Annotated in this window: 18 protein-coding genes; 9 read left to right on the forward strand and 9 right to left on the reverse strand. The window is 49.2% G+C overall.

Annotation, left to right across the window (positions count from 1 at the left end; genetic code table 11):
• Positions 1 to 1221, forward strand: a complete 1221-nt coding sequence (locus S7335_RS02380) for a hypothetical protein (protein ID WP_006454594.1) — start codon at positions 1 to 3, stop codon at positions 1219 to 1221.
• Positions 1222 to 1320: 99 nt separating this feature from the next.
• On the opposite strand, the gene S7335_RS02385 is transcribed toward S7335_RS02380, so the two are convergent.
• The gene (locus tag S7335_RS02385; RefSeq protein WP_006455010.1) at positions 1321 to 2133 is read right to left on the reverse strand and encodes a fatty acid desaturase; all 813 of its coding nucleotides are present in this window, start codon (positions 2131 to 2133) and stop codon (positions 1321 to 1323) included.
• 133 nt (positions 2134 to 2266) lie between these two features.
• Between S7335_RS02385 and S7335_RS02390 the strand changes: the two genes are divergently transcribed.
• The 4 genes from S7335_RS02390 to trpD all read left to right on the forward strand — a co-directional run bounded on the left by S7335_RS02390 (position 2267) and on the right by trpD (position 8099).
• Positions 2267 to 3544, forward strand: coding sequence for an aminotransferase class I/II-fold pyridoxal phosphate-dependent enzyme (locus S7335_RS02390; RefSeq protein WP_006454090.1), 1278 nt, complete (start codon positions 2267 to 2269; stop codon positions 3542 to 3544).
• A gap of 724 nt (positions 3545 to 4268) precedes the next feature.
• Positions 4269 to 4919, forward strand: coding sequence for an ATP phosphoribosyltransferase (gene hisG / locus S7335_RS02395; protein WP_006456547.1), 651 nt, complete (start codon positions 4269 to 4271; stop codon positions 4917 to 4919).
• A gap of 105 nt (positions 4920 to 5024) precedes the next feature.
• The gene (locus S7335_RS02400; protein WP_006457209.1) at positions 5025 to 6890 is read left to right on the forward strand and encodes an ABC transporter ATP-binding protein; all 1866 of its coding nucleotides are present in this window, start codon (positions 5025 to 5027) and stop codon (positions 6888 to 6890) included.
• A gap of 138 nt (positions 6891 to 7028) precedes the next feature.
• Positions 7029 to 8099 carry an anthranilate phosphoribosyltransferase gene (trpD, locus tag S7335_RS02405; RefSeq protein WP_006455061.1) on the forward strand — a complete coding sequence of 357 codons (1071 nt, stop codon included), beginning with the start codon at positions 7029 to 7031 and terminating at the stop codon, positions 8097 to 8099.
• A 159-nt stretch (positions 8100 to 8258) separates the two neighbouring features.
• Here trpD and S7335_RS02410 read toward each other — a convergent pair whose 3' ends face one another.
• Positions 8259 to 9680: an FAD-binding oxidoreductase gene (locus S7335_RS02410; RefSeq protein ID WP_006456754.1), complete on the reverse strand. Its 1422-nt coding sequence runs from the start codon at positions 9678 to 9680 to the stop codon at positions 8259 to 8261.
• Positions 9681 to 9804: 124 nt separating this feature from the next.
• Here S7335_RS02410 and S7335_RS02415 point away from each other — a divergent pair, with 124 nt between their 5' ends.
• On the forward strand, positions 9805 to 10134 hold the full coding sequence (locus S7335_RS02415; RefSeq protein WP_006455411.1) for a DUF4282 domain-containing protein: 330 nt from the start codon (positions 9805 to 9807) through the stop codon (positions 10132 to 10134).
• Positions 10135 to 10607: 473 nt separating this feature from the next.
• Here S7335_RS02415 and S7335_RS25620 read toward each other — a convergent pair whose 3' ends face one another.
• Positions 10608 to 13007: a CHAT domain-containing protein gene (locus tag S7335_RS25620; RefSeq protein ID WP_006455810.1), complete on the reverse strand. Its 2400-nt coding sequence runs from the start codon at positions 13005 to 13007 to the stop codon at positions 10608 to 10610.
• 499 nt (positions 13008 to 13506) lie between these two features.
• Between S7335_RS25620 and S7335_RS02425 the strand changes: the two genes are divergently transcribed.
• Positions 13507 to 15132: an MFS transporter gene (locus tag S7335_RS02425; protein WP_006454304.1), complete on the forward strand. Its 1626-nt coding sequence runs from the start codon at positions 13507 to 13509 to the stop codon at positions 15130 to 15132.
• Between the two features lie 108 nt (positions 15133 to 15240).
• On the forward strand, positions 15241 to 17601 hold the full coding sequence (locus S7335_RS02430) for an ATP-dependent helicase (RefSeq protein WP_006456599.1): 2361 nt from the start codon (positions 15241 to 15243) through the stop codon (positions 17599 to 17601).
• Here the strand turns inward: S7335_RS02430 and S7335_RS02435 are convergent.
• The 6 genes from S7335_RS02435 to S7335_RS02455 all read right to left on the reverse strand — a co-directional run bounded on the left by S7335_RS02435 (position 17577) and on the right by S7335_RS02455 (position 22829).
• Complete coding sequence (locus S7335_RS02435; protein ID WP_006454278.1) at positions 17577 to 19058, reverse strand: ATP-binding protein; 1482 nt, start codon at positions 19056 to 19058, stop codon at positions 17577 to 17579. The genes S7335_RS02430 and S7335_RS02435 overlap by 25 nt on opposite strands.
• Positions 19059 to 19199: 141 nt before the next feature.
• Positions 19200 to 19715 carry a GNAT family N-acetyltransferase gene (locus tag S7335_RS02440; RefSeq protein ID WP_006455042.1) on the reverse strand — a complete coding sequence of 172 codons (516 nt, stop codon included), beginning with the start codon at positions 19713 to 19715 and terminating at the stop codon, positions 19200 to 19202.
• A gap of 14 nt (positions 19716 to 19729) precedes the next feature.
• Positions 19730 to 20335 (reverse strand): tRNA-(ms[2]io[6]A)-hydroxylase, encoded by a 606-nt coding sequence (locus S7335_RS02445; RefSeq protein ID WP_006454977.1) that lies wholly within the window; start codon positions 20333 to 20335, stop codon positions 19730 to 19732.
• A gap of 65 nt (positions 20336 to 20400) precedes the next feature.
• A complete protein-coding gene (gene aroQ / locus S7335_RS02450) occupies positions 20401 to 20859 on the reverse strand; it encodes a type II 3-dehydroquinate dehydratase (RefSeq protein ID WP_071776950.1) in 459 nt (152 codons plus the stop codon).
• Positions 20860 to 21001: 142 nt separating this feature from the next.
• Entirely contained in the window at positions 21002 to 21142 is a 141-nt protein-coding gene (locus tag S7335_RS28340) for a hypothetical protein (RefSeq protein ID WP_006454982.1), read from the reverse strand.
• Between the two features lie 415 nt (positions 21143 to 21557).
• Positions 21558 to 22829: a competence/damage-inducible protein A gene (locus S7335_RS02455; protein WP_038016840.1), complete on the reverse strand. Its 1272-nt coding sequence runs from the start codon at positions 22827 to 22829 to the stop codon at positions 21558 to 21560.
• A gap of 163 nt (positions 22830 to 22992) precedes the next feature.
• Here S7335_RS02455 and S7335_RS02460 point away from each other — a divergent pair, with 163 nt between their 5' ends.
• Complete coding sequence (locus S7335_RS02460) at positions 22993 to 24645, forward strand: glycosyltransferase family 39 protein (RefSeq protein WP_006454169.1); 1653 nt, start codon at positions 22993 to 22995, stop codon at positions 24643 to 24645.
• The last annotated feature ends 12 nt before the right edge of the window (positions 24646 to 24657 follow it).

A 24657-nucleotide genomic window follows, 5' to 3' on the forward strand; every position in this document is an offset into this window, starting at 1 on the left:
ATGACCCAATCTCCTTTTGATCTAAGCACTGCTCTAATAGATGTTCGGCACTCTACAGAGCAGCTAGGTGCCGATGAGCAGTGCTCTAAGGCACTCGTTGGTATGGGCAAAGCCATAGATGAAGGGTTAGATGACATTCTAGAGGCAAACACGCTAGATCTAGAGATTAGCAGAGATATGGCTGTGCCAGAGCTGGTGGCTGACTGGCTCAAGCTTACGCCGGAAAGAGTAAAGACCGCGGCGAATGTCTGTCATCGCTTAGCAGCAATGGGTGCTCCACTAGCTATTGCTACGGACGTCGGCAGCACTCACTATAGCCAGAGTCGACCATTAGGCATTATTGGCTATATCTACGAAGCGCTGCCAGACTTAGCAGTGATTGCAGCGGGTTTATGTATTCGCACTGGTAATGCTTTGGTCTTACGAGGAGGAAGTGAGGCTAGTCGCACCAATCAAATCATTGCCGATATCTTGCAGAGTAGCTTAGCGAAGGCGGGGCTTGCCGAGACACTCATTCTCTCAGTCGAACACACGGACGTTTCTCGCCTAGAGATGGCTCAGTGCCCAGATATTGATCTGATAATTCCACATGGTCGACCCAGTTTGGTTGAACAAGTCATCGAAACAGCGACCATTCCAGTGATGCCCTCTAGAATGGGTAACTGCTATCTGTACTGGTCAGCAAGTGGAGAAGTAGACCAGGTCTATCATATGATTGTAAGTAGCTATAAGGGCACACCGGACGCAGTTAATCGAGTCGAAAAGGTTGTGTTTCACGAATCACATAGCGCTACAACGCTGACTCGCTTGTGGACGCGACTTCGAGAAGAAGGATTTGAACTCAAAGCAGACGCTGCGATCGCGCAGGCTCATAGCCTATCTGCGGCTGGGCCGCTGGACTGGGGCTCTGCCTACCTCAAACGAACCATTGCTTTTCACCAGGTTAAAGATACCGGCGAAGCGCTGCGTTGGATCAACCTCTATAGCAGTGGCCACGCCGATAGTATTGCTACTACAGACTATACCGATAGCCGTCTGTTTAGTACCCAGTGCCGTAGTACAGCGCTGTATATCAACACCTCACCCCAGTTCATTCGCAATGCAGAGCACCCGGGCGAGATAGCACTTGGTCTCTCCAATAGAAAAGGCATAGCGGGTGGACTGATTGGGATGACTTTGATGAGAGAGCGGCAGCGAATTTTTCCCGGCAATTTCAGATAGCGATTTTTGAGTGGCAACAACTAGCCCGGCCAACCAAGTAAGGATGTATGCTTACTTGGTTGGCCGGGCTAAGAATACAACGCTAGGTACTTTTGACGATTACGGCTTAGCCAGCTTGACTTTATCAGCTAGTCCAACCGCTTGAAGACTACGAATGATCATCCAGGTGACATCGATTTCCCACCACCGCAGACCGTGTCGTGCTGAGTATTGGTAGGCGTGATGATTGTTGTGCCAACCTTCACCAAATGTACAAAGCGCCACCCACCAGCAATTAGTTGAGCGATCGCCAGATTCATAAGTACGATAGCCAAACTTGTGAGTGGCGCTATTGACGAACCAAGTGAAGTGATAGACCACAACTAACCGAACAAAGATACCCCAAACGACAAAAGACCACCCCCCCAAAGCGTAGAGCAGTGCACCGAGGGCAATCTGTAGAACTAAGAAATACTTGTCAACCAGAATATAGACCGGGTCTGTATTGATATCCTTGGTGAACTTACGAATCTCGGATTTAGCAGGCACATCATGTAGTAGCCAGCCCATATGACTCCACCAAAATCCGCGACCAGAATTGTGATGGTCAGCTTCTTGGTCAGAAAAAGCATGATGGTGACGATGCAAACCAATCCACTCAATCGCACCGCTTTGGCAAGATAGCGAGCCACAAAAGAGAAAGAAATACTCTAACCACTGGGGAACTCGAAAGCTACGGTGGGAAATCAGTCGATGCCATCCCAAAGTAATTCCAAGGCATCCAGTGATGAAGTAGAGTATGAAAGCTACGCCAATAGCACTCCAGCTGAAGTTAGACGGCAGCAGTGCAAACAGAGCACCAAAGTGTACGGCCACCATGAATAGGATGATAGGCCAGTTGAGAGGACGATCAGACGAGCGTGCAATAGTCATTTAGAATCTCAATGCAAAAAGTTAGGGCTCAAACACTATTCAGACGATCTAGATTGCGGATCTAGCGTACTAGAGAGCAACTACAAAGAAAACAGAAATTGGGTTTGTCTAAGGGCTACTTGGAACAACACAGATGAATCACTTGGACAACTCACAATCAATTTCCTCAAAGTTACTAACACTGCAATCAGAGCCTGCCTTGCTGCAAGCATTCTACAAAATTGACACTCAGGTCAAGCAGAATCTGGCGAAGGTGCTAGCCGCTTTTAGAGCCCACCGAGTAGGGACTCATCACTTTGCTAGCGTGTCAGGCTACGGTCACGATGATTTGGGTAGACAGACACTTGATCGGGTGTTTGCGCAGATAGTAGGTGCTGAAGCAGCGGCAGTTAGGATACAGTTTGTCTCCGGCACTCACGCCATTGCTTGTGCTTTGTTCGGCGTCCTTAGGCCAGGGGATGAGATGCTTGCGATCGCAGGAGCACCATATGACACTTTAGAAGAAGTGATTGGCACTAGGGGAAGCGGTCAAGGATCTCTTAAGGAATTTGGTGTCTGCTATCAGGAACTGTCGCTAACGCAAGCGGGTGAAGTAGATTTTGACAAGATTGCTTCCTCGATCAACGAAAAAACTAAGCTTGTCTTAATTCAGCGCTCTTGCGGCTACAGCTGGCGGCCTAGCCTTAGCATCCCCGATATTAATAAAATTATACATTTAGTTAAGCAACAAAACATTAATACAGTTTGTTTTGTAGATAACTGCTACGGAGAATTCACTGACTCTCGAGAGCCTACGGAGGTCGGAGCTGATTTAATTGCAGGGTCATTAATTAAAAATCCAGGCGGCACTATTGCTACGACGGGTGGATATGTTGCAGGTAGAACCGATTTAGTAGAGGCAGCGGTCTGCCGGTTAACAGCGCCGGGTATTGGCACTAGTAGCGGGGCTACCTTAGGAGAAGCTCGACTGATGTATCAAGGGTTGTTCCTAGCACCACAGATGGTAGGAGAAGCGATGAAGGGAAACTACCTAATTGCAAAGACGTTTGCAGCGCTAGGCTACGAAGTGAGCCCGCCTGTATCAGCGCCTCAGCGCGAAGTGATTCAAGCCATTAAGTTGGGAACAGAGCAGAAGCTAGTGAGCTTTTGCCGAGCCATTCAAAAGCACTCCCCAATTGAGTCGTATGTCAGCCCCGTCCCGTCCGATATGCCAGGGTATGGCGATCGGCTAGTCATGGCAGGCGGATCTTTCATAGACGGCAGCACGTCTGAGCTGTCAGCAGACGGACCTTTACGAGAGCCCTATGTCGTCTACTGTCAGGGCGGTACGCATTGGACCCACGTGGCGATCGCAATAGAAGCAGCAGCAGCGGCCGTCGGACCAGCTTCAAATGAGCCGGCTTCAGACTAGCGAAGAGGGCTCACGCTCAAGAGTCTACCTTCGGATATCGCTCAGATATTAAGATATTGAACTCACAGATATCGATAGAAGGTTTACTACCGAAGGGTTGGCTCTCTATCAACTTTTCTAGCAAGTCGACCTACTAGCGGCTGGTCAGTAATAGCAGTAATACAGCCTAGAGATACAGCGCGAAGGTAGGCAATATCAGGCAATAAAATGTGTTTGGCTATCTACACGTACTAACACGTACTAGAAAAACACAAAGCTTATTCGCATCTATCGGGAATGAAGGGCACCACCGTTAGATCTAATAGTTTCGTCTGCTCTGAATTACAACCTTTACGTTGCTGTGTGCAGATAGCCAATCGATACTTCAGGAACTCCATCTATAGATATACACGGGTAGTTGACAGATGCGTGTGATCGATCTCACCTACACCGATTACGTACACCTTTCGTTACATCTGTAGGAATTCCGCTATGTGCACTTAAAGGGAGAAGGCTAAGTCTTTACCTCCACCTATGTACTGAAGCTTTTATGTATCTGGTGTATCTGGTGTATCTGGTTCTATCTAATCGCAAGATTTTTCCGCCGCTAGATGAGGTTGTGAGATATGCGTAACAACTAGCAAATTACTCCAGGCGGCCCTGATGCTGAATCACTTGGCTTGATAGTATGTAACGTCTATAGACTTATAAATCGCCCCTTTCAAACTTTACTGCTATCTCATCTATGATCACCGTTGCGCTACCGAAAGGCTCTCTGCTAAAGGAAAGTATTCAATTATTGAAAGCCGCAGGTTTGGATTTCGGTGGCTTTCTAGAAACAGGAACCCGGCAGCTTCAGCTAATGGATAGCAGCGGTCAAGCCAGAGGGCTGCTAGTCAGAGCTAAAGATGTACCAGTCTATGTAGAGTACGGGCAAGCGCAGATAGGCATCGTCGGCTACGACGTGCTCAGAGAACGGCAGCCTCGGGTCGCACAGATTGCGGACCTAGGGTTTGGTGGCTGTCATCTATCCGTTGCGGTTTCTACTGACAGCGGCTATCAATCAGCGGTGGATTTACCGCCTCACTGTAGGGTAGCTTCTACCTTTGTTAATAGCGCTCGTCAGTATTTTCAATCTTTGGACCTAGCAGTAGAGATTGTGCCACTCTCTGGCTCGGTTGAGCTAGGTCCGATTACAGGCATGTCAGAAGCAATTGTTGATTTGGTATCAACTGGGCGCACGCTCAAAGAGAACAACTTAACTGAGCTAGAGGTGCTCTATCACAGTACGGCTCGGCTGATTGCCCATCCTTTGAGCTACCGTTTAAACCGAGACGGTCTTAGTACTCTTATCGAGCGAGTAAGAGGAGCGGCTTTAGCTAGTGCGACTGCTTAAGTCCTCGCCTTTCCAATCGGCACTTTTACTCAGGCTTGTGCTCCATCCGACACTTCGTATCGCTTCAATTTAGTCAACCATACCAACTTTCCTTGAGAGTCTTTCATGACGTCTGCTTCTAAAAACGGGCCTAATCCGGATGCGCCTAGTCCGGATGCAAAGTACGGAAAAAAACGCAGCGTTAAGAACGACTGGCGGCTGTTTCTACGACTGTTGCCCTACATTACGCAAAATCGCTCTCAGCTGATATTGCCGCTGCTTTTGCTCGTGCCACTGTCGCTGGCCCAAGCGCTTCAGCCGGTGCTGATCGGCCAAGCTATTTCGCTCATCAAACAGGAGGACGCAGCTTGGGATATTTTTACGACGATGAGCCTACGAACAGGGCTCAATTGGATTATTGGTGGACTGTTAGTGGCGATCGCGATTCGACTCTCTCTAGACGGCTGGCAAAGCTACCAAATTCAAAAAGTTGGACAAAATATTACGGCTTCTATTCGCCGCGATCTGTTCGAGCATGTCACTAACTTATCAATGGGCTTCTTTGATCGGACGCCTGTAGGCCGTCTGATTACGCGGCTCACCAGCGATGTGAATGCGCTAGGCGATGTTTTCTCAACCGGCGCCATTGGCATTATTAGTGATCTGTTTTTGATCTTGGTATTGATGGGTACGATGTTGCAGCAGGAATGGCGGCTAGGCCTAATGCTGATCATCATGCTGCTGCCGATCACCACGCTGATTATTTATTTTCAGCAGCAATATCGCACGGCGAACTATATTGCCAGGGAAGAGCTCTCGGCGCTTAATTCTAATCTACAAGAGAATATCAGCGGTATCGACGTGGTGCAGCTGTTTCGGCGCGAGCGATTTAACAGCGAGCTATTTCGCACCATTAACCAGCGCTATGTCAACGCGATCGACAAGACAATCTTTTACGATTCGGCGGTGTCTGCAACCTTAGAGTGGATAGCCTTAGCTGCGATCGCCGGTGTCCTTGCCCTAGGGGGTTATCTTGTCACTGGTAACATTATCGAGATTGGCACCCTTACCGCCTTCATCCTGTTTGCCCAAAAGCTATTCGACCCGCTGCGTCAGTTTGCCGATAAGTTTACCGCTATCCAAGCGGGCCTGACTGCTGTTGAACGTCTCAACGACTTGATGAGCGAACCTATTGCTATTCGCGATGCTAAAAATCCAGTAGCGCTGCCTGCTCAAACGCTAAAAGATAGCGACGTCGTGATTCCTGGTGAGATTCGATTCAAGAACGTTTCTTTTGGCTACAAAGCAGATGACTACGTACTTAAAAACCTTGATTTTACAATTCGGCCCGGCGAAAAAGTTGCCTTGGTTGGACCGACTGGCGCTGGTAAAAGTTCGATCATTCGCCTGCTTTGCCGGCTGTATGAAGTCAGCGACGGGCAGATTTTGCTTGATGGCGTAGACATTCGAGAGATTGCTCAGCAGGATTTGCGCGATCGCATGGCGATCATCCTTCAAGACGGCTTTCTCTTTTCTGGCGATGTTACTCGCAATATCACCTTAGGCGAAGACTATCGTTTCGAGCAGGTACAACATGCGGCCGAGCAGACTAATGTCGCTAGCTTTATTGAGGCATTGCCCCAAGGATATGGCACTACGCTACGCGAACGCGGCACCAACCTTTCCGGTGGGCAAAAACAGCTACTCGCCTTCGCTCGCGCGGCAATTCGCAATCCCGGTATCCTCGTTCTAGATGAAGCCACTGCCAACCTAGATGTGGGTACCGAAGCCACTATTCAATCGGCCTTGGACAAGCTTCTAGAAGATCGCACGGCGATTATCATCGCGCATCGCCTTTCCACCATCCGTAACGTTGATCGCATTCTGGTGCTAAAGCAAGGTCACCTGATCGAACAGGGCAGCCACGACGAGCTGTTAAACCAGGACGGCCTCTACGCCAGCCTCTACAAATTACAGATGTTGGGTCAATAGGGTTGAATTAGTAGGGTTGAATTAGCTAGTACAAGATTTATCAGCAAGATAGCCCTAATCAGCAAGATGGCTTGAGGAACGAAACCTAACATCCGATAATCAAAACACTTTCCCATACCAATCACCACACCAATTCCGATGGTCACCACAAAGCACGTCGAGTTCAACGGTTCGCAGCTATTACAGCAGCTGATCGAAAAGCGATCGCTCACCCAGGCCCAAGCCGAAGCACTGATGGACAGCTGGCTATCGGAGACCCTCTCACCTATTCTTTCTAGCGCTATCCTCACCGCTATTCAAAGCAAAGGCGTAACCGGAGATGAGCTCGCGGGTATGGCCCGCGTCTTACAAGGTCAATCCCTTGGCGGCATGTTAGTAGATCCAGACCTACCGACCCCTCGTATTGACACCTGTGGCACAGGTGGCGACGGCTCTTCTACCTTCAATATCTCTACCGCCGTTACCTTTGTTGCCGCAGCCGCCGGTATCGCAGTGGCCAAACATGGCAATCGCTCCGCGTCTAGTAAAGTTGGATCAGCGGACGTTCTTGAAGCGCTAGGGGTGGATCTTACTGCCCCTAGTGAAAAATCAAAAGCTGCACTTAAGGAAGTCGGCGTCACTTTTCTGTTTGCCAGAGGGTGGCATCCAGCTATGAAAGCCGTGGCGCCCTTGCGCGGTGAGCTGAAAGTCCGCACTGTTTTCAATCTACTGGGGCCGCTGGTTAATCCGTTACGGCCTACGGGCCAAGTCATCGGGGTATATCACCCTGCAGTCATCGAGCCGATGGCAACCGCACTCAAACAGCTAGGCACTCAGCAGGCAATGGTCTTGCACGGTAGAGAAACTCTAGATGAAGCAGGTCTAGGCAAACCCACAGATGTCTCAATTGTCAGTAACGGCATTGTGACTCAAGCAGTCTTGAACCCTGAAGCGCTAGGGCTGACTCCAGCGCCTTTGTCAGATCTAAAAGGGGGAGAGCTAGAAGAAAATACCACTATCTTGCGCAATGTATTGCAAGGCAAAGGCACCCAGGCTCAGACAGATGCCGTCGCTTTGAACGCAGCCCTAGCGCTAAAAGTAGGTGGATTAGCTGAAGGTGATACCTTCGAAACAGCCTGTGCTAACGGTGTTAGCCAAGCTCAAGAAATTATCAAAAGCGGTGCTGCCTGGGAGAAGTTAGAGCAGCTTGTTGCTTTTCTCAAAAGCTAGAATCTAAAGGGCTAGACCCACTCAGGACTTTAATAAGCTTAGGGCTATACAGGGAACGCCGATTCCACTTAGCTCTAACCCAAGGGCTGAAGCTCCCGTTGCCAGACAGCAGATGCCTTAGCCCCTCCGAAAATGGAATGTTTTTCTAGGGACGACTAGCTATTGAACAGCGTGCCGCTCTATCCAGCCGCGCATCTTTCCAGGGTTGAGTAAGCCGTAGGGATCGACTTTTTCCTTGAAGTTCAGTTGATTTTCATCAATAGTTTTTCGTCCGCCATCTTCGAGTACATAAGTATGCGGATTAGCGATAAATGCACCCTTTTCCTCATGGTAGCGAATGATATCGGCGAGTCTTTCTGGGGTGGTATAGCGAACGAGCTGAAGCGCAGTGGGAACAATTCGGCCTTGCGAGCGTACATACTCTAAATGCATCATCACCTCATCGCCGAAATGCTCGTACATATGCTGCAAAAGGGTTAGATCTGGATCATAAGGGAATACAGTTTGTAGGTAGGTTAACGTTTCATCCACGTTACGGGCATGAAGCGTCGTATGGTTCCAGCTAAATTCTGCGATCGCCGCGCCCTTACTCGCAGACTGGGCGTCTTTCTCGTAGGTGATTTCGCCATCCCACTCTTTCGATAATGCTCTTACGGCTTCTATATCAGCCTCTGAAACAATCAGTAATACAGCCGCTTTCCCATCGGGTAGAGAGTCTTTGAGCGCATTGAAGTAGCTAGGAATGGGCCAGGCATGAATACTAATTAGCTTCTTAATGATGCCATCCGCATCACCTAAGGCCTGGCCAAACCAAGCAGCTCTCATGAACTCATCGAAGGTAACAATCATCTCAGCCCAAGGGTAAGCCGGACCAAGCGGGATTTCGAGTTCGGTGATGATGCCGTTTGTACCATAAGCGTGACTTACTTGCTGGACGGCGTCACCGCGCAGTTCAATCACCCGCGGTGAATCTTCCATAGTGACGACTCTCACAGCCTGCACGCTGCCGCGATCTGCTAGCTGACCATACATGACCGAACCAATACCGCCACTACCACCACCAACAAATCCACCAATTGTCGCGGTTCGGTAGGTCGAAGGTGCCATTCTAATTTCCCAACCCTGAGGGCGAGTTACCCGGTCGATTGCAGCTAGCTTGGCGCCGGCCTCTACACAGGCCCGCCCGGGTGCTACTGATTTCACAGCAGTCATGGCACTTAAATCTAAAATGACGCCACCCACCAGCGGAATGGCTTGACCGTAGTTTCCCGTACCCGCACCCCGTACAGTCAGGGGCACTTTGGCATCGACGCAGGCTTTAGCGGCCCTAAGTACCTCAGCCTCGTTCTTAGGTCGTAAGACCAAATCGCCCACTTTATCCCCTAGTTGCTCTACTAACACAGGGCTGAAGTAGTAGTAGTCTTTCGAAAGTTTGCCAACCTGAATGGGATCTAGCAACGTTTCGATAGGGCTCAGCGATCGAGCAAATTGCTGCCAGTCAATCGAACGGACATTGGAGTAGCGGCTAGCAAAGTCTGCTTGAGATGAGGCCTGTGAAGAGCCGTACGCTGAGGCAGTCATAGGAATCGAAGGGATAGAAACAGCAATTTGGGAAGGGTTAAAGAATCATCAATCTTAGTCGACTCAGTAGGAACCATCCCGTAGGCTTGAAGCACATGTACCGAGGCATCAGAGGAAACTGACAGTGCAGACGAACAAAGGTTTTTTTGAGAAGCTGTTTGATCTATCCTTCTCTTCATTCATCGCTCCTCAGATTGTAGGCGTTCTTTACATTCTAGGATTGCTCATTGGCGCTTTGTTTACGCTGTGGTCTGTCTTTACTGCCTTCATGGTTGCCGGATTCGTGGAGGGTGTAGGTATGCTTGTTTTTGGACTGATTGGGCTGTTGATCTATGCCATCTTTCTAAGGGTTTCGTTGGAGAGTTTTGTTGCTATTATTCGCACTGCTGAAAGTACACGTGTTCTGGCGGAAGATGTGTTGAGCAAAAGAGGTATTGAGCAAGAGAACGGATAACCACTGGAACATCAAGTGACGTACTTATACGGAGTGAGAAGTAGGCACGAATTGCCAATTATTAGAAGGTAAGTAGTCGCATCGGTCTCATAGTCTACTCACGCGCTTTCTAAAAACACGCTTTTTCCTAAACTCATGACACCTGTTAATCCCAACGCCAAGTTTCCAATCTGGGAATATCTCAGCCAACCTATTGGCCAAGCGAACTACACAGTGATCGTAAATCCTCGAAAGTATTGGAGACAAAGCAAGCTACGCCATATTGAACGCTGCTGGATCACATCGTATGTACCTCAAGGTCGAACAATGCGATAGCTGTAGATTAGTGATGCTCAAGAAGCGTTGTGGTTTAGGCGAACCATAGCGCTTTTTCAATTGAGAGCGTGAGGAAAAACGGTAGTTGTGGAAGTCATGAACTAAACTCACAGCTCAATACAATCAACGCCTGAATATCTATCCCATGCACTCTTGAATCATTCGATTTGAGCAGTCTGACTAAGCGCGGTTTTAGTGTTCTCCCAATCGGTAATCGTATCTTCTAGCCATAGCCAGTTTGCACTAAGTGCTTTTGCATCAAAGTCGGCGGGCGCCTGACCACGGACCTGTCGGTAAGCAGATTTAGCTTGTCCTAATAAATATTCTTTTTGAGTAGCATCGGTTTCTATTTCTGATAGAGATAGCGACGCGATCGCAATGCCGGCATAGGCATTAAGTGCATATTCGCCAAAGGTTTTATCAGAGAAATAGGCGCCTTTGGCCGTGGCCTGTCGCTCAGCTAGCTCAACCGCTCGCTGCCAGGAGTCTAGCGCTGACTGGTTGAGGCCCTGAGCATGTTGAGCAAAGCCTAAAGCCATGACAATCTCCATCCAATCCGACTCACTTTCTAAGGCAGTTTCCCAAGCGCGCATCGCATCTTCAACAGAGTAATCGTCGCTATTCTGCTTGACGAGTTCCCAATGCGATCGCCCCTTTAGAAAAGCAATTACAGCGTCTTTTTGCTGCGTTGGGCTAGCAGATTGAAGCGCTGCAAGTACCTCAGAAAATCGCTTTTCATCAATCAAGGACTTTATAGCAACTGTGGCTTGATCTAGATCATTTTCAGCCAATGCAGTATCTACTCGGGTAGGTATCGGTGCCCCTGCACGCTGGGCGGGAGAGGTATTGTCTTGGTTCCTTTGCAGCCAGCTTACTGCTGTCACACTAAAGAACACCAGCAGCGCGATTGCCATCACCCCAGGGAGCGTCAAGATCTTCGTATGCAGCGTATGGCTGCGATCACGTCGTTCGCCAACTAGTTCGGGTAGTTTTTTTGATGGGCTATGAGAATCTGCCACAGGAGGGACGGTATTTGATTCTTCCTCAAAGCCAGTGAGCTTACTGCCTGCTGGCTCGCTCAAGCCATTCTGTGTCTCTCTATGCGCAGACAGTGTCGCTGCAGAAATTTCTTTCTCGTTTGTCTCGTCTGGCAAAGCCTCGGGCCAATCACTCGCGTTTTCTTGAGGTTGTAAATTGGAGTCATCTACATTAGCGGCGTCTTTAATTGCAGAAGAGGATTGGGAACGCGTAGTCGTCTCCATCCGCTTAGCCACTAAGCCTCGGAGATTTCTGCGCTCAGAGCGATTTCCTTCTAACATCCTTCCCTTTGGTGACCTATCTTCAAAGGAATCAATATGTGCATCGAGCAAGCTAGTCTCCTCTAAAGCTTCCTTTGGCTTAATTAGATCCGGATCAACTAAACAGCCATCAAACTGAGGATGCATATAGAGCGTTGGTAGTACCCAATAAAACTGATGAGACCCATAGGCAGAAATTAGCCCCTGCCGAGCTCGATTCAAACTCAAGTCAATAGCCAGACCTCTTTTCAGATTGCGATACAGCAGCTGGGTAAAAGTGATGGCCACCTGGTCAGGAATGCGTTCGGTCATCGCAATTACGGCGGGCATTCCTCGGATGACTAGCGCTTGGACCAGATTTTGCGCTTGCCAGCCATTTGCTTGAGCGCCAGAACTATGGCTACCTTGACAAGAGTTAAAGACGGCTAGCTTGATGCCGTTGTTTACGAGTAGGCCAGCCAAATCTTCACCGCTTAGTCTCTCAGTCAATCCGGTTTGACGACTGACCAAATACAGATCGCCACCAGCAGTACCTGTGCTGCTGTGGCCCGCATAGTGCAACGCCTGATAGTTCCCTCGCTCGAGCGCTTGGGTCAGTTCTGCCCGTCCAGGCTGCTCTAATATTGTCAACTGAATGTTTACAGACAAACCATCTGCATCTGCATCAGCAATCTGAGGATGAAGCTCCGCCTGAAGGCGGTGAGCTTCTTGCCTAAGCTTCAGGCGCTCTTGATCATTGGGCGCAGCAACAACCATCAAGATTCGCAGTCGCTGAGTCTTTTTGGTTGGTTGAACTGGCAAGCCAGAATGAAGCTGGTGGCGAATGGGAATGTAGCGCGAAAAAACAACGTCAGTACCGGCAGTCAAGGGGCGATTGCCTGCGTGTAGCGCTTCCCAAGGTAGCTGCTGAAGACGGCTATCTTTGATACCAATGCGTAGGCGCAACAGAGCCTGTCGATTTTGAGCGACGCCTTGAGCAGTGAGCCAACTATCACGTAGCTGACCTTTGAATAGTTCGTCATGAAGTGTCTGACCGAAATGAACAAGATCAGATCGAGCGGCGCTTACGCTCGGCGGCTGTCCTTCCAACAAACTCAATAGCGGATCGTGGATCAGCGCCTTAGTCTGTTCTATCCAGGAAGCTACCGGCCATTCCAGCTTTTCTTCAGCTAGCTGTACGCCTCTGGCAACCTTCTCTGTGCGTACCCAGTATTGATCGTCGCCTACGGTAGTAATGGATAGCTCAAATTCCTGTATCACAGCTACTCTTGTCCTTTGACACTCACGCCAATGTCTTCGACAACGTTCTGTCGCCACACCTTTCCTTCAGGCACCAGCCTTCACCTACGCATTATCGATGACGCCCTGTATCTATGCATACCAGGACATCAAAACAGCACTGATATTTCATACAAAGCATGAGCTATTTGAAGCATTGGCAATATGGAGTGGCAATCTAAGTACTACTCACAAGTTAAAAGTCACATCGTCTTTTCAAAGCCACCAGCGTCTGATCAATTTGTCAATACCGTACATAGACAAACATCTCTAGCCAGAAGTTAGGTAAATCTGAAGAGGAAAAAATGACTTGCTATCTTAAGGGACATTTGTGAGCAAAGTTTACATATATTGATAAGACTGCTTTAAAATCCGTGAAGAGACATATAAGTTCACGTTCAATTTTTGGACTACTGACTCCTAGCTGCTTCTTTGACTAGCCGCTCCTTTGAAGACTCCTTCGCACAGCACCCGATTAATCGTGACTGCAACATACGCTACGCCTCAGTATCCATTACAGTCCCAATCGGAGCCCCTGACAGATCAGCTCTTCGATCCACCAGAGGCAGTAAACTTCTCATCGGCGCTAGGTGAAAACCTTCAGTCACTATCTACATACTCACCGCTAGCCAATGGCAGCCGCTTTTCAAAAGCGGATATCAAACAGAGTCTTAAGGCCTCAACAATGGATGGCACCCTCTCTTCTGTCTTTGAGAGCATTGTTAGAGGCGTTTTAATTAGCAACTTTCTGCTGGGATTAGGGGCAGGCGCATTTGAGATAGGCCTGCTGAGTTCTATCCCAATGGTGGCCCATCTGCTACAGCCACTCGGGGCATATTTCTCAGAAAAGACAACAAGCCGCCACCGCTATTGTCTTTGGATCTATGGCCTTTCTAGGGTGCTATGGCTGCTGCCAGCAGTAGGTATCTTTGCCTTTACTCACGGTCGGATAGACGCACATGAGTTGACCCTACTGACGATGGTTGTATTGGCACTCAGTAATGTTTTGGATTCAGTTGGCTGTGCGTCCTGGATGAGCTGGATGGCAGTTTTAGTACCCACTCAATTGCGAGGTCGGTACTTTAGCTTACGGCGATCGCTTGCTAGTTTGGCAGCGCTGCTGACAATTCCGGTTGGTGGTTGGCTAGTTTCTGGCTGGCTTGGCGGCGAGATTGAGGGCTACGGCGTTGTCTTAATAGTAGCGGTGCTACTAGGATTAGGCAGTTTGGGTTTTCAATTTTGGATGCGCGATGTCAATCCACAAGCAGAAGCCAACGACCATCGGCTATCTGAGTCAGAAAACAAATTAAACAATGAATCGGAAGAGGACATCGTAAAGAGTAGAAGCAGCAAGAGTAGAAGCAGCAGATTGTTAGAGACGACAAGTGTGTTGGGCGATCGCAACTTCCTGACGCTTCTACTTTTTCTAGGAATCTGGACGTTCGGACTCAATCTCAGTGCACCTTTTTTCAATTTCTATTTGCTCAGCAGTCTGAACATCGACGTACGCTGGGTCACTATCTACAGCAGTCTCATCTATGGCGCATTCTTTTTGACCATTATGCTATGGGGGCGCATAGCCGATCGAATTGGCAATCGCCCGGTACTGATGATCAACGGCTTTCTAATGGCTGTTCTACCCTTACTCTGGCTCTATACGGACAATAGTGTGCTATCGCTATGGTTGATTCTGCCACTGCTGCACAGCTTGCAGGGGGGAACGGTTGCCGCGCTAGATCTTTGTCTATCTAATATTCAGATGGAGCTAGCACCTAGGGCCAAACAGTCAAATTACTTTGCGATCGCAGCAGCTGTCATCGGAGTTACAGGTGCATTAGGAGTCACTGTTGGCAGCGTTCTTGCAGAACTACCTAGCTTTGACTTACCAGCGATATTTGTCGTCTCTGGTTTAGTTCGGTTCGCTAGCCTGGTACCGCTATACTTTGTTCACGAATCTCGCGCGCTTCCAGTCAGACAGCTAGTTCAAAATCAACTGCAAAGACTACTGGGTATCATAGGCCAAACCCTATCGCCTCTTTTAGAAGCCGAAGCGACGGAAGAAACTGTATGGTTCAAGCTAGAAAGCCTAGGAATCCGACTGCGCTAGAAAATGAACTAGGTGAGTGGCTAGGCAAGTGGCTAAGCGAGTAATTCACTACAATTTGTATGTCTAACCCAAACAGTCACCAGACAGTCATTTGTACCCTCTCGCCCTATGGTTGTTGCGCTGCCTAACTCCTCTGACCCTGCTGAAATAAAAGCAGAAAGAGACCGTCACATCCGGGTTTTGACGGACAGTCTCCGGCCTGGGCAAAGGGCGTTAGCGCAATGGCGCTCCGGTCCGCTAGCCGTTTCAGCAGTGCCCGGATCAGGCAAATCCACCGGTATGGCAGCAGGCGCGGCAATCGCGATCGCTCATCATCAGCTGCACGCGCGTAAGCAGCTCGTTCTTGTTACCTTTACTCGCTCCGCCGCGGCTAGCCTCAAAGCAAAGGTCCGCAAACACCTCAAGGATCTTCGTCTGCCACAGAATAGCTTCGTTGTTCATACCTTGCATGGGCTAGCGTTAAACATTGCCACCCGACACCCTGAAATCTCTAATATCAACCTTCCTAGTCTAGATTCAGACGGTACTACCCTAGTTTCTCCTACTCAAAGCCACCGACTAATTCGAATGGCTGTCGAACGGTGGATAGAGGAAAATCCCTCCATGTATCAGCAGCTGCTCGAAGGGCAAAGCTTTGACGGTGAAGAAGCTGAACGGCTCAGACGATTGAGCGTACTACGTACGGAAGTCTTGCCGGGACTAGCCTACACCGTTATTCACGAGGCGAAAAGCTCAGGGCTGTTGCCAGATGCGCTGATGGAGATTGCTCAGAGGATGACAGTTAGGCTCGAAGAGGATGCTGTTGACTATGCTGTCGTCGTAATTGCAGCAGGGCTCTACGCGCACTATCAGACGCTGCTTTCTAGCCAAGGGCTAATCGATTATGACGATATGATCCTAGCGGCGCTGAAGACATTAGCAGAGCCCGATATTCGTCAGCTATGGCAAAGCCGGATATTCGCCATCTTTGAAGACGAGGCTCAAGACTCTTCGCCTTTACAAACGCAGCTACTAGAAGCTTTAGCAGGGGATGCAGCTGATCCGACCAGGCCATTAAATCTAGTCCGAGTAGGCGATCCCAATCAGGCGATCAATTCGACATTCACACCCGCAGATCCTGTATTTTTCAATCAGTTTTGCGATGCTTGTGCTCAAGGGGAATCCGGTGGGAAGCTAGCGACGATTGAGCAGGCAGGTCGAAGCTGCGATCGCATCATGGCCGCAGCCAACTTTGTTCTAAGCTGGGTTAACCGCCACAGTCCTAGCGCTCCATTCCGCAGTCAGGAAATTCTACCTGTTGGTCCTGGCGATCCTCAGCCTGATGCCAATCCCGCTCCGATTGGCGGTGGCGTTGAGATCGTTAGGCCCAAGACAGTCATCAACAGTGTTCAGCAGCTAGCCAAGCGGATCAGCGCTATCTATCAGGAGAATAGCGAGCTGACGATGGCTGTACTAGTACGAGAAAGTCGGCAGGGAAAGTTCGTTCGCGAGATTCTAGAGGACCCTGAGCGGCTCGGATTCGACTTTGGTGAGACAGGAATTGAACTTTACGACGTGGGGGAGCGCGATCGCCAGAACCATGTCCCTAGAGAGATGCTCACCCTGTTACAGTTCATCGAACGGCCTCATTCTCCAGACAACATTAAGGCGGCTCTTCGTGTTCTCGTTTCACGTCAACTCATCCCCACCCAAGATCTCAATTCGCTGGCCACTAATCCCGAGCAATTTCTCTATCCAGGGCCGCTAGACGAACCACCTGATGATTCCGCAGCCCGGAAAGCCCGTCGATACTGCGCGGCGTTGATTCGTGCCAGACTCGAACTTCCTGCCTATCATCTGATCCCCTTTCTTGGCTTGACCTTGCAATACAACCAAAGCGAACTGGCTACCGCTGATAAGCTCGCGGCACGTATAGCTCAACAGACCCTTGAAGACAGCACACTTTCGGCCATGCTAGGGGCGCTCCAAGAACTCCTAGGAAGCGAGAGCTTTCGTGCCATTGAAGCTGAGAACGCTGAACTACAGTACGCTCAACCTGGTCGGCTCACAATTATGACGATGCATAAAGCTAAAGGGTTGGACTGGGATGTTGTCTGCCTTCCATTTCTGCACAAGCGCAATATCCCCGGCGAGTCTTGGGTTCCACCACAGACGCAATTTCTAGGTAAGTTCTCGCTCGATGAAGTTGCTCGCGCCCAGCTTCGTACCTATACTCATGGCGTCTACGCCCAAGATCGTAAACCCGCTCCGATTCCTAATATTGAAGACGCTTGGCAGCAGGCCACTAACCTGAAACGAGCTGAAGAATTTCGCCTACTCTATGTCGCCATGACCCGGGCAAAAAAGCTGCTGTGGATATCAGCTGCTAAACAAGCTCCTTTCACTTGGAGCAAACCTAGTAGCTTACAGGACGCAGAGATGAGCCCTGTAATTACAGCCCTAGCTCAGACCTCTTCTGCCGTTGCCTGATCCAATACCGTCTGAAAACAGGCTTCGCCTACTGCCGAAGGAGAACAGTCCCGGTCGCCTAGCAGAAATTCTCCTACTGTTTGAATGTCTTCTAGCGGCTTAGAAAAACTGATCCGTTTAGCCTGATCGACTACGGGCGGTGAGGGTAAGTTCGGGATGTATCGCCGCTCTACCTCAAACTGGTCGGACTTCACTGATTTCCAAACTTTTGGCGTGTTAGCTATCGCCGAACGCTCGTCAATAGCCTTCACCTGATCAAACATCGCCGCTGGGGTTTCTAGTTTGGTGCGGGTTCTTTTAGGCTTCTCCTGAGACTGCTCTGCTTTCTTAGCCGCTTTCTCAGCCTTGGTCACCTGCTTCCATTTGTTGGTATGCGAAGTAAACAGTCTTAAGCCCTCTCGCATGCGCTCTTTGACATACAAATACAGCTCAGAAGAGGCATCAATCCCTCGCTTTGTGGTAGTGATTGGCAGCTGTCTAGCGTCCTTACTTCTAAATTCCACAATGCCCGCAATGGAAATGAACTGAGGGTGATAGCGAGGAATGCCCGTTTCTCCCCAGCCTGTCAAAATGGTTTTGTCGCTGGCGACAACCACGCGATCATTACAGACAATTGTCCAGCCAGCATCGTCTCTTTTTGCCCGTTTGCGTTCAGAGGCTTGATCGACTTCCTGGGCGGTTGGCAGCTTTCGGCGTAGTCCAACGGCTAGCTTGACCTCAACATTTTCTCGGGTGGCTTCATAGAGGTAGGGGGCGATCGCCTCTTTGTCCCGATTCTTCACTTTGTTGAGCCCTTCCCATTGCAGCATCATCGATCTCGGCTCAATCTGCTCACCGTTGACTAAAATCTCAAACCCCTTGGTCAAGATGTAGCTGTACAGGCCCTCAATCTCACTGGCTAAATCGTCCTGAAAAGATTTGGACCCTAGCTGTCTAGCCGCCTCGTCACGCAGTTCCAAAACCTCAATTGAGGTGCCTGCCTCATCATCAGTGCGATCAATTGTTTCTACTGGCAGATCCCAGCTATCGTCACTGATCAGCCAGTCTGGCTGAATTAGTACCTTAAACGCATCTGCATCAGTCTGAGAAAATATCTCCGCAGAACGCCCTATCTTAAAAATAGCCCGCTTCATGCCAATGCCGTAGGTGCCGATAGTAAAGATGTCGTCATCGTCATCAATTCCCTTTGGCTTGCCCATCCGAAAAGCGTAGCGCTCGGCTACTTCTAGCGGAATGCCACCACAATTGTCCTCGATTAAGAAAGAAGTATCAGACAGTTCAATGTTTGCCCAAAAGCCCTCATAGGGTCTCTCTGTCGGTTCCCTTCCCCTCGTTGTCCGCTGAATGCCGTCTATACAGTTATCTAACAGGTCCAAGATGGCGTCTTTTAGGTCTATATCTCTAGTGAGCATATCTACAAAGAAATTCTTGGTGGGAGAGGCATCAATCAAACTCACGAAGCTAGTCCTCTATCTCTGTTCTGGCTCTGTTCTAGCAATTTCTCTCCTACCATAAGATACGAAGCACCATAGGATATACAATTTCACATCAGCTGGACCTGCTGCTACCCGAGGCAGGGATAATAATAGCTAAGAGAGCTATGAAAGCCTTTTCCGATAGGCCCTATCACATCGTTCGGTATCTACCTTGCTTTCTGGCTGATAGCCATTTCTTTCGTATAGTCGAACGGCTGCTTTCAGTGCTGTAGCGGTTTCGACCCAAGCTTCTAGAAACCCTGCTTTGTTCGCAGCCTGCTCTAGTTGCGATAACAAGAAACGACCAAGACCATACCCTCTAGCGTTGGGTAATAGGTACATTTTGCGAATCTCAACCGCTGTATGATCTTGTTCTATCGGATAGTAGCCACCTGTGCCGACGATCTTACGATCACGCTCCACTACCCAGAACTCTCCACCTGTCTGCTGATAGTACTTTTCGACTTCTACCGCATCTTGATCGCTACAGCCACTGCAGTTGACTTCCCAGCCTAGACCATATTCCTCAAGTACCGTCTTCACAACGTTAGCAGCTTCGTCACGATCACTCGCCGTCCAGTCTCGAATCCTGAAATCTTTGAACTTCACATCCATTAGCGCTATCTCATCAGCTCCCATCAGCTATGTATCCGTCAGCTATGTACTCGGGGCTTTGGATAGAGGGTACTCAAAATCTCGCTTTCCGCTTCAGCTAACTCAGCTAAGCGCTCATTCACCAGCTCAAGATTAAAGTAAGTCGTTGCCAGTAGCCAGTAACTGCCATAGTGCCGGGCCTCCGAGGCCATCAAGGAACGATAAAACTTCGCTAGCTGCAGATCGGAGCAATGCTCAGCTAGAAGCCCTAGTCGTTCGTGGCTACGAGCTTCAATCAAGGCTGATACCAGTAATAGATCAAGCATGCGCTCTGGCTCTTGTCTACGAACGCACTTCTTGAGACCCGCGCCATAGGGCGGCGGTGATACCGGCTGCAGAGGAATACCCCGCTTTTCTAACCAGTTGTTAACCTGATCGTAGTGACTAAGTTCTTCTTGAGCGATCGCAGTCAACTCCCGCACTAGTTCCACACTCGATGGATAGCGTGACATCATCTGAATCGCTGTTCCTGCTGCCTTACGCTCGCATTGGGCATGGTCAAGTAAAATCGTATCCATATCGGCAAGTGCTTGATCAAGCCAGGCTTGGGAAGTAGGCGTCTTCAAGAACTTGATTTTAGGCTGAACTAAACTAGCAGCGACCATAGAAGCTTTACTATTAAGATGAAGCAGATTAAGGGTTAGAACAGTTAGGACGAAACCAGCCTATTCTAACTACGTTTATCGGGCTTCATTTTTTGTAGATACTTAACTAATCCTTCCAACCCCAGTCGATAGCTATCTGAGCCAAACCCGCTAATTTGACCAATGGCTACTGGCGCAATGTATGAACGATGACGGAACCCTTCGCGCTGGTGAATATTACTCAGGTGAACTTCGACTGTGGGTAAAGCAACAGCAGCGATCGCATCTCGAATTGCCACACTAGTGTGGGTGTAGGCACCTGGATTAATCAAAATGCCTTGCTGGACATTCAGAGCAGCCTGAACCGCGTCCACCAAGGCACCTTCATGATTTGATTGAAAAAAAACTAGCGCTACACCTAATATCTCTGCAACTTGAGCAAGCTCGGAATTGATATCCTCTAAGGTCTGAGAGCCATAGATTTTAGGCTCTCTTTTTCCCAACATATTAAGGTTGGGACCATTCAATACCAAAATATTGAGCACTGACACCTAGCACTGTGAAAATATAAAGCTTTTACCGCTTGTAGGATCCTTTCATTAGACAAAGACTGGGTAGCTTAGGTTTCACTAGTAAATAGTTCTACCTTTCCCGCCTCATTGCTTTAGTTTTGATCCCCTACCTTAACTAGCGGCATCTAGGTCTGCGATCATCTACAGGGATCGGAATCGGCTCATGCTCAGGCTGAGCTTGGGGCCCAAACAAAGCATCTATAACTTTGTCTACCCATTCTCTGAGCTTGTCAAGTGCCTGATCGATATAGTCCATGAGCTAGATCGCTCCCTCTCATCTTCTTATTAATTCCATCAACTGCGACTTAGGTCACAGATGCATGAGAAAACAGATATCAGCACGCCCCACTTCTATAAAAATAAAGCTACCGCCGTGCAAAGCCGTTTTCTGGGAAAAGGCTAGCCAACGATAACGGGATCGTCCTTGTCTGTGTACTTATGATAACTAATCCTGAGCAATGATCAAGAAAACCGTCAGCGTAATTTACGTAATCTTCCTTTTTTCTTTAGATGTGTGATTCGAAAACATCACTATAGCCATATTGAAAGGTTCTCTTGTGAATGCTATGCATCTGCACCTGGTCTGAGTAACCATCAAATGTTTAAGCCCTTGTTTTTTTACCAGGGCTATCAAAGTAAAGTCAGAATCAAACTATAGATAGATCGCTCATCTAGCGTGTTGAATCCGGTGGTGGCTGCATCAGGCTCAACCTCAGGAGGTTTAAGGCACTAGATGTACTCTTCTGTCGAATGAGATCGCGCGACGTCTCTGAGCCAAATAAATATTTTTCGGTCTTGATTCCCTGGGCAGAGGCTAGAGCGATGTAGACCAACCCCACCGGCTTTTCGATACTACCGCCGCCCGGACCAGCGATACCCGTAATGCTTAGTGCCCAGTCAGTACCTAGGCGATCGCGCACCCCAAAAGCCATGGCCGCTGCCACTTCTGGGCTGACCGCACCGCAGCGAGCTAATACCGTCTCGTCTACACCTAGCAGTTGCTGCTTTATTTGATTGTCATAAGAAATCACACCGCCCCAAAAGTAGCTAGAGCTACCTGGAATGGCGGTGATCAAGCTACCTAGGCCTCCTCCAGTGCAGGATTCAGCTACGCTTAAGGTCTCAGAGCGCGCCTTCAAGAGCTGGCCTACTACATCTGCCAGGGTCTCGTTATCCTGGCCGTAGCAGAGTGTACCTGTCATCTCTTGAATCTTTGTAACGATTGGATCGATCAATTGGTTCGCCGCTACTACTGACTCTGCCCTAGCAGAAATTCGTAGAATGACTTCACCGCCTAGTGCATATGGAGCTACCGTCGGGTTATCTATTGCCAAGAAGGGCTCCACTTTTTGAGCCAAAGCCGATTCGCCAATTCCCCAGAACCGTAAGATCCGGCTATGAATCACGCCCTCTGCCCAGTGACTAGATCGCAAGTAGGGGACAGCAGTCGCTTGCCACATTGGCTTCATTTCCCAAGGCACACCTGGAAATGTCATTATCGTCAGACCTGATCTAGGTTCCCAGATCACTCCAGGTGCTGAGCCTACAGGATTAGGTAACACTTCTGCGTCCTGTGGTAACAAAGCCTGTCGCCGACTGATTTTAGTTAGTGTCTGACCACGTTTAGCAAATTTCTTTTCTAGATCAGCAACAATTTCTGCCCGTTCTACTAAGGGAGTGTCAAAGAACTCGGCTAGAGAGGCTAGGGTGAGATCGTCTGGGGTAGGACCGAGACCACCCGTCAGAATAATCAAACGAGCGCGGTCACAGGCGATCGCGACGGCCTGTTTAATCCGGGTGGGATTATCGCCTACTACCGTTTGATAGTGATGAGCGATTCCCAGACTCGCTAGCTGCTGAGCTAAATACTGAACATTACTATTCAGAATATCGCCGAGCAGTAGCTCTGTTCCCACACAAATAATTTCAGCGCTTTCGTTCATGGCATCTATCGAAAAATCTGCAGATCTAGAGGCAGCTAACATCAAATGTATAGCAAGCGCGCGAATGCATCCCCAAAGAAGAACCTCTACCGCATGCTACACAGCCCGCAGTATAGAACTGTTCTAGCGACAGTTGGTGTCGTCAGCAGAGAGGATATCGCGTGTGAGTACACGTCATTGGATTAATCCGCTCACCCGCCTGGAGCAGCTACTACTAGGCGGACTACTCTTTCGCAGCATCATCGCCTATTTTTTGCCAGTTGGCTTCGATGAAGCCTATTACTTTCTCTACACCCAAAACCTGGATTGGAGCTACTTCGATCACCCGCCTGCAGTCGCAATCACAACAGGCTTAGGTATCTGGATAACAGGTGCTGCCACACCGTTCACACTAAGACTTGGCGCGCTGGGCCTGTTCACAGCGAGCCTATGGTTGCTCTATACAACCGGGAAATGGCTGTTTGGCGCCCGGGTGGGACTGATTAGCTGTGTCATTGCCTCGCTTACTCCGCTTTTTACTCTTAGCTTCGGTATTCTCACCGCGCCAGACAACGCCCTGATTTTTTTCTGGAGCCTGGCGCTTAGTCTTTGCGCTTGCGAGTTCTTTGCAAACGACTCTTCGAATCATCCTGGCAGCTACTGCCCTAGCGCCAAGATTGTGCTCATTGCGATCGCCATTGGACTAGCTTGTCTGAGCAAATATCACGGTTTTCTCCTTGGGCTCAGCTTGGTGGGTTTCTGCTTGACTAGTCGGCCCCATAGAGCCGTCTTTAAATCAAAATGGTTAGCCTACGGCTGCTTAGCTTTTGGGGTCACGCTGTTTCCGCTGCTGTATTGGAATGCTAGTCACGATTGGATTTCATTTCAGTTTCAGCTCGGCGATCGCTTCTTAGAATATGGAGATAGCAGCAACAGCTATTCGTTGAGTCTATTGCTGGGTACTGTACTTGCTCAGATTGGCTATGTGTTCCCTAGTATGGCACTCCCACTGTGGTGGGCGATCATAAAAGCGCTACTTAGCCAGTTATCTTTTCGTAAGGCAGCCCTTCACACTAGTAAGTTGGCCATCCAAGAGCAGATAACCAATAGCAAAGTCAGCTTTCTCCTCTGGAGTGGATTACCTGTTGCTTTCGGATTCACACTGATAGGGGGAGCCACTCACACTTTTCCCGCTTGGCCTGCACCTGGGCTCTGGAGCCTCGTAATTTTGCTTGCTTACGCGGCCTCAAATTGGACGCAGACAAAAGTACGCTGCTGGCTGATGACTTCAGCCTGGACGATAGGCATATTGCTGATGTTTGCGCTGACTCATATCACGCTAGGCACGCTGCAAAAGCCGAGTGAGTATGCCCTCCTAGGGGGCATTGTCTCAATCGAGCATGACCCCTCTACAGAACTCATAGATGCGATGCAGCTACGCCGACTATTGAGTAGCTCTGACGAATTTAGAGAAGCGATCACAAGTGTTGATTTTGTCCTTACAGCAGAATATTGGCTAAGCGGCTATCTCGCCCTCGCGATGCCAAAAGACGCTCATTTGCCAGTTAGCAGCTTTACTAGCGATCCGCGAGGACACGCCTTCTGGTCCGAGCCAGAACAGTGGATAGGCAAGGACGCCCTGTTCGTCAGTTTAGACAGGAATTCTCGTAGGGAAGAAGTAGAGGCGATCGCCCCTTACTTTTCTAGCCTCACTCTACTTACACAAATCGCCACCAAACGCGGCGGCGAAATCTCGGAAACTTTTTATCTATACAGCGCTAGAAACCTACGCCAGCCCTACCCGTTTCCCTATGGACCTAACAAGAGAGGCAGCTAAAGCAAACGATTA

It is taken from the genome of Synechococcus sp. PCC 7335 (assembly GCF_000155595.1).
GTDB lineage: Bacteria > Cyanobacteriota > Cyanobacteriia > Phormidesmidales > Phormidesmidaceae > Phormidesmis.

Excerpts from the sequence above, each read along its gene's own strand:
- S7335_RS02380 (WP_006454594.1), top strand. The coding sequence starts at position 1 with ATGACCCAATCTCCTTTTGATCTAAGCACTGCTCTAATAGATGTTCGG.
- S7335_RS02385 (WP_006455010.1), bottom strand. The coding sequence starts at position 2,133 with ATGACTATTGCACGCTCGTCTGATCGTCCTCTCAACTGGCCTATCATC.
- S7335_RS02390 (WP_006454090.1), top strand. The coding sequence starts at position 2,267 with ATGAATCACTTGGACAACTCACAATCAATTTCCTCAAAGTTACTAACA.
- hisG (WP_006456547.1), top strand. The coding sequence starts at position 4,269 with ATGATCACCGTTGCGCTACCGAAAGGCTCTCTGCTAAAGGAAAGTATT.
- S7335_RS02400 (WP_006457209.1), top strand. The coding sequence starts at position 5,025 with ATGACGTCTGCTTCTAAAAACGGGCCTAATCCGGATGCGCCTAGTCCG.
- trpD (WP_006455061.1), top strand. The coding sequence starts at position 7,029 with ATGGTCACCACAAAGCACGTCGAGTTCAACGGTTCGCAGCTATTACAG.
- S7335_RS02410 (WP_006456754.1), bottom strand. The coding sequence starts at position 9,680 with ATGACTGCCTCAGCGTACGGCTCTTCACAGGCCTCATCTCAAGCAGAC.
- S7335_RS02430 (WP_006456599.1), top strand. The coding sequence starts at position 15,241 with ATGGTTGTTGCGCTGCCTAACTCCTCTGACCCTGCTGAAATAAAAGCA.
- S7335_RS02440 (WP_006455042.1), bottom strand. The coding sequence starts at position 19,715 with ATGGGAGCTGATGAGATAGCGCTAATGGATGTGAAGTTCAAAGATTTC.
- S7335_RS02445 (WP_006454977.1), bottom strand. The coding sequence starts at position 20,335 with ATGGTCGCTGCTAGTTTAGTTCAGCCTAAAATCAAGTTCTTGAAGACG.
- S7335_RS28340 (WP_006454982.1), bottom strand. The coding sequence starts at position 21,142 with ATGGACTATATCGATCAGGCACTTGACAAGCTCAGAGAATGGGTAGAC.
- S7335_RS02455 (WP_038016840.1), bottom strand. The coding sequence starts at position 22,829 with ATGAACGAAAGCGCTGAAATTATTTGTGTGGGAACAGAGCTACTGCTC.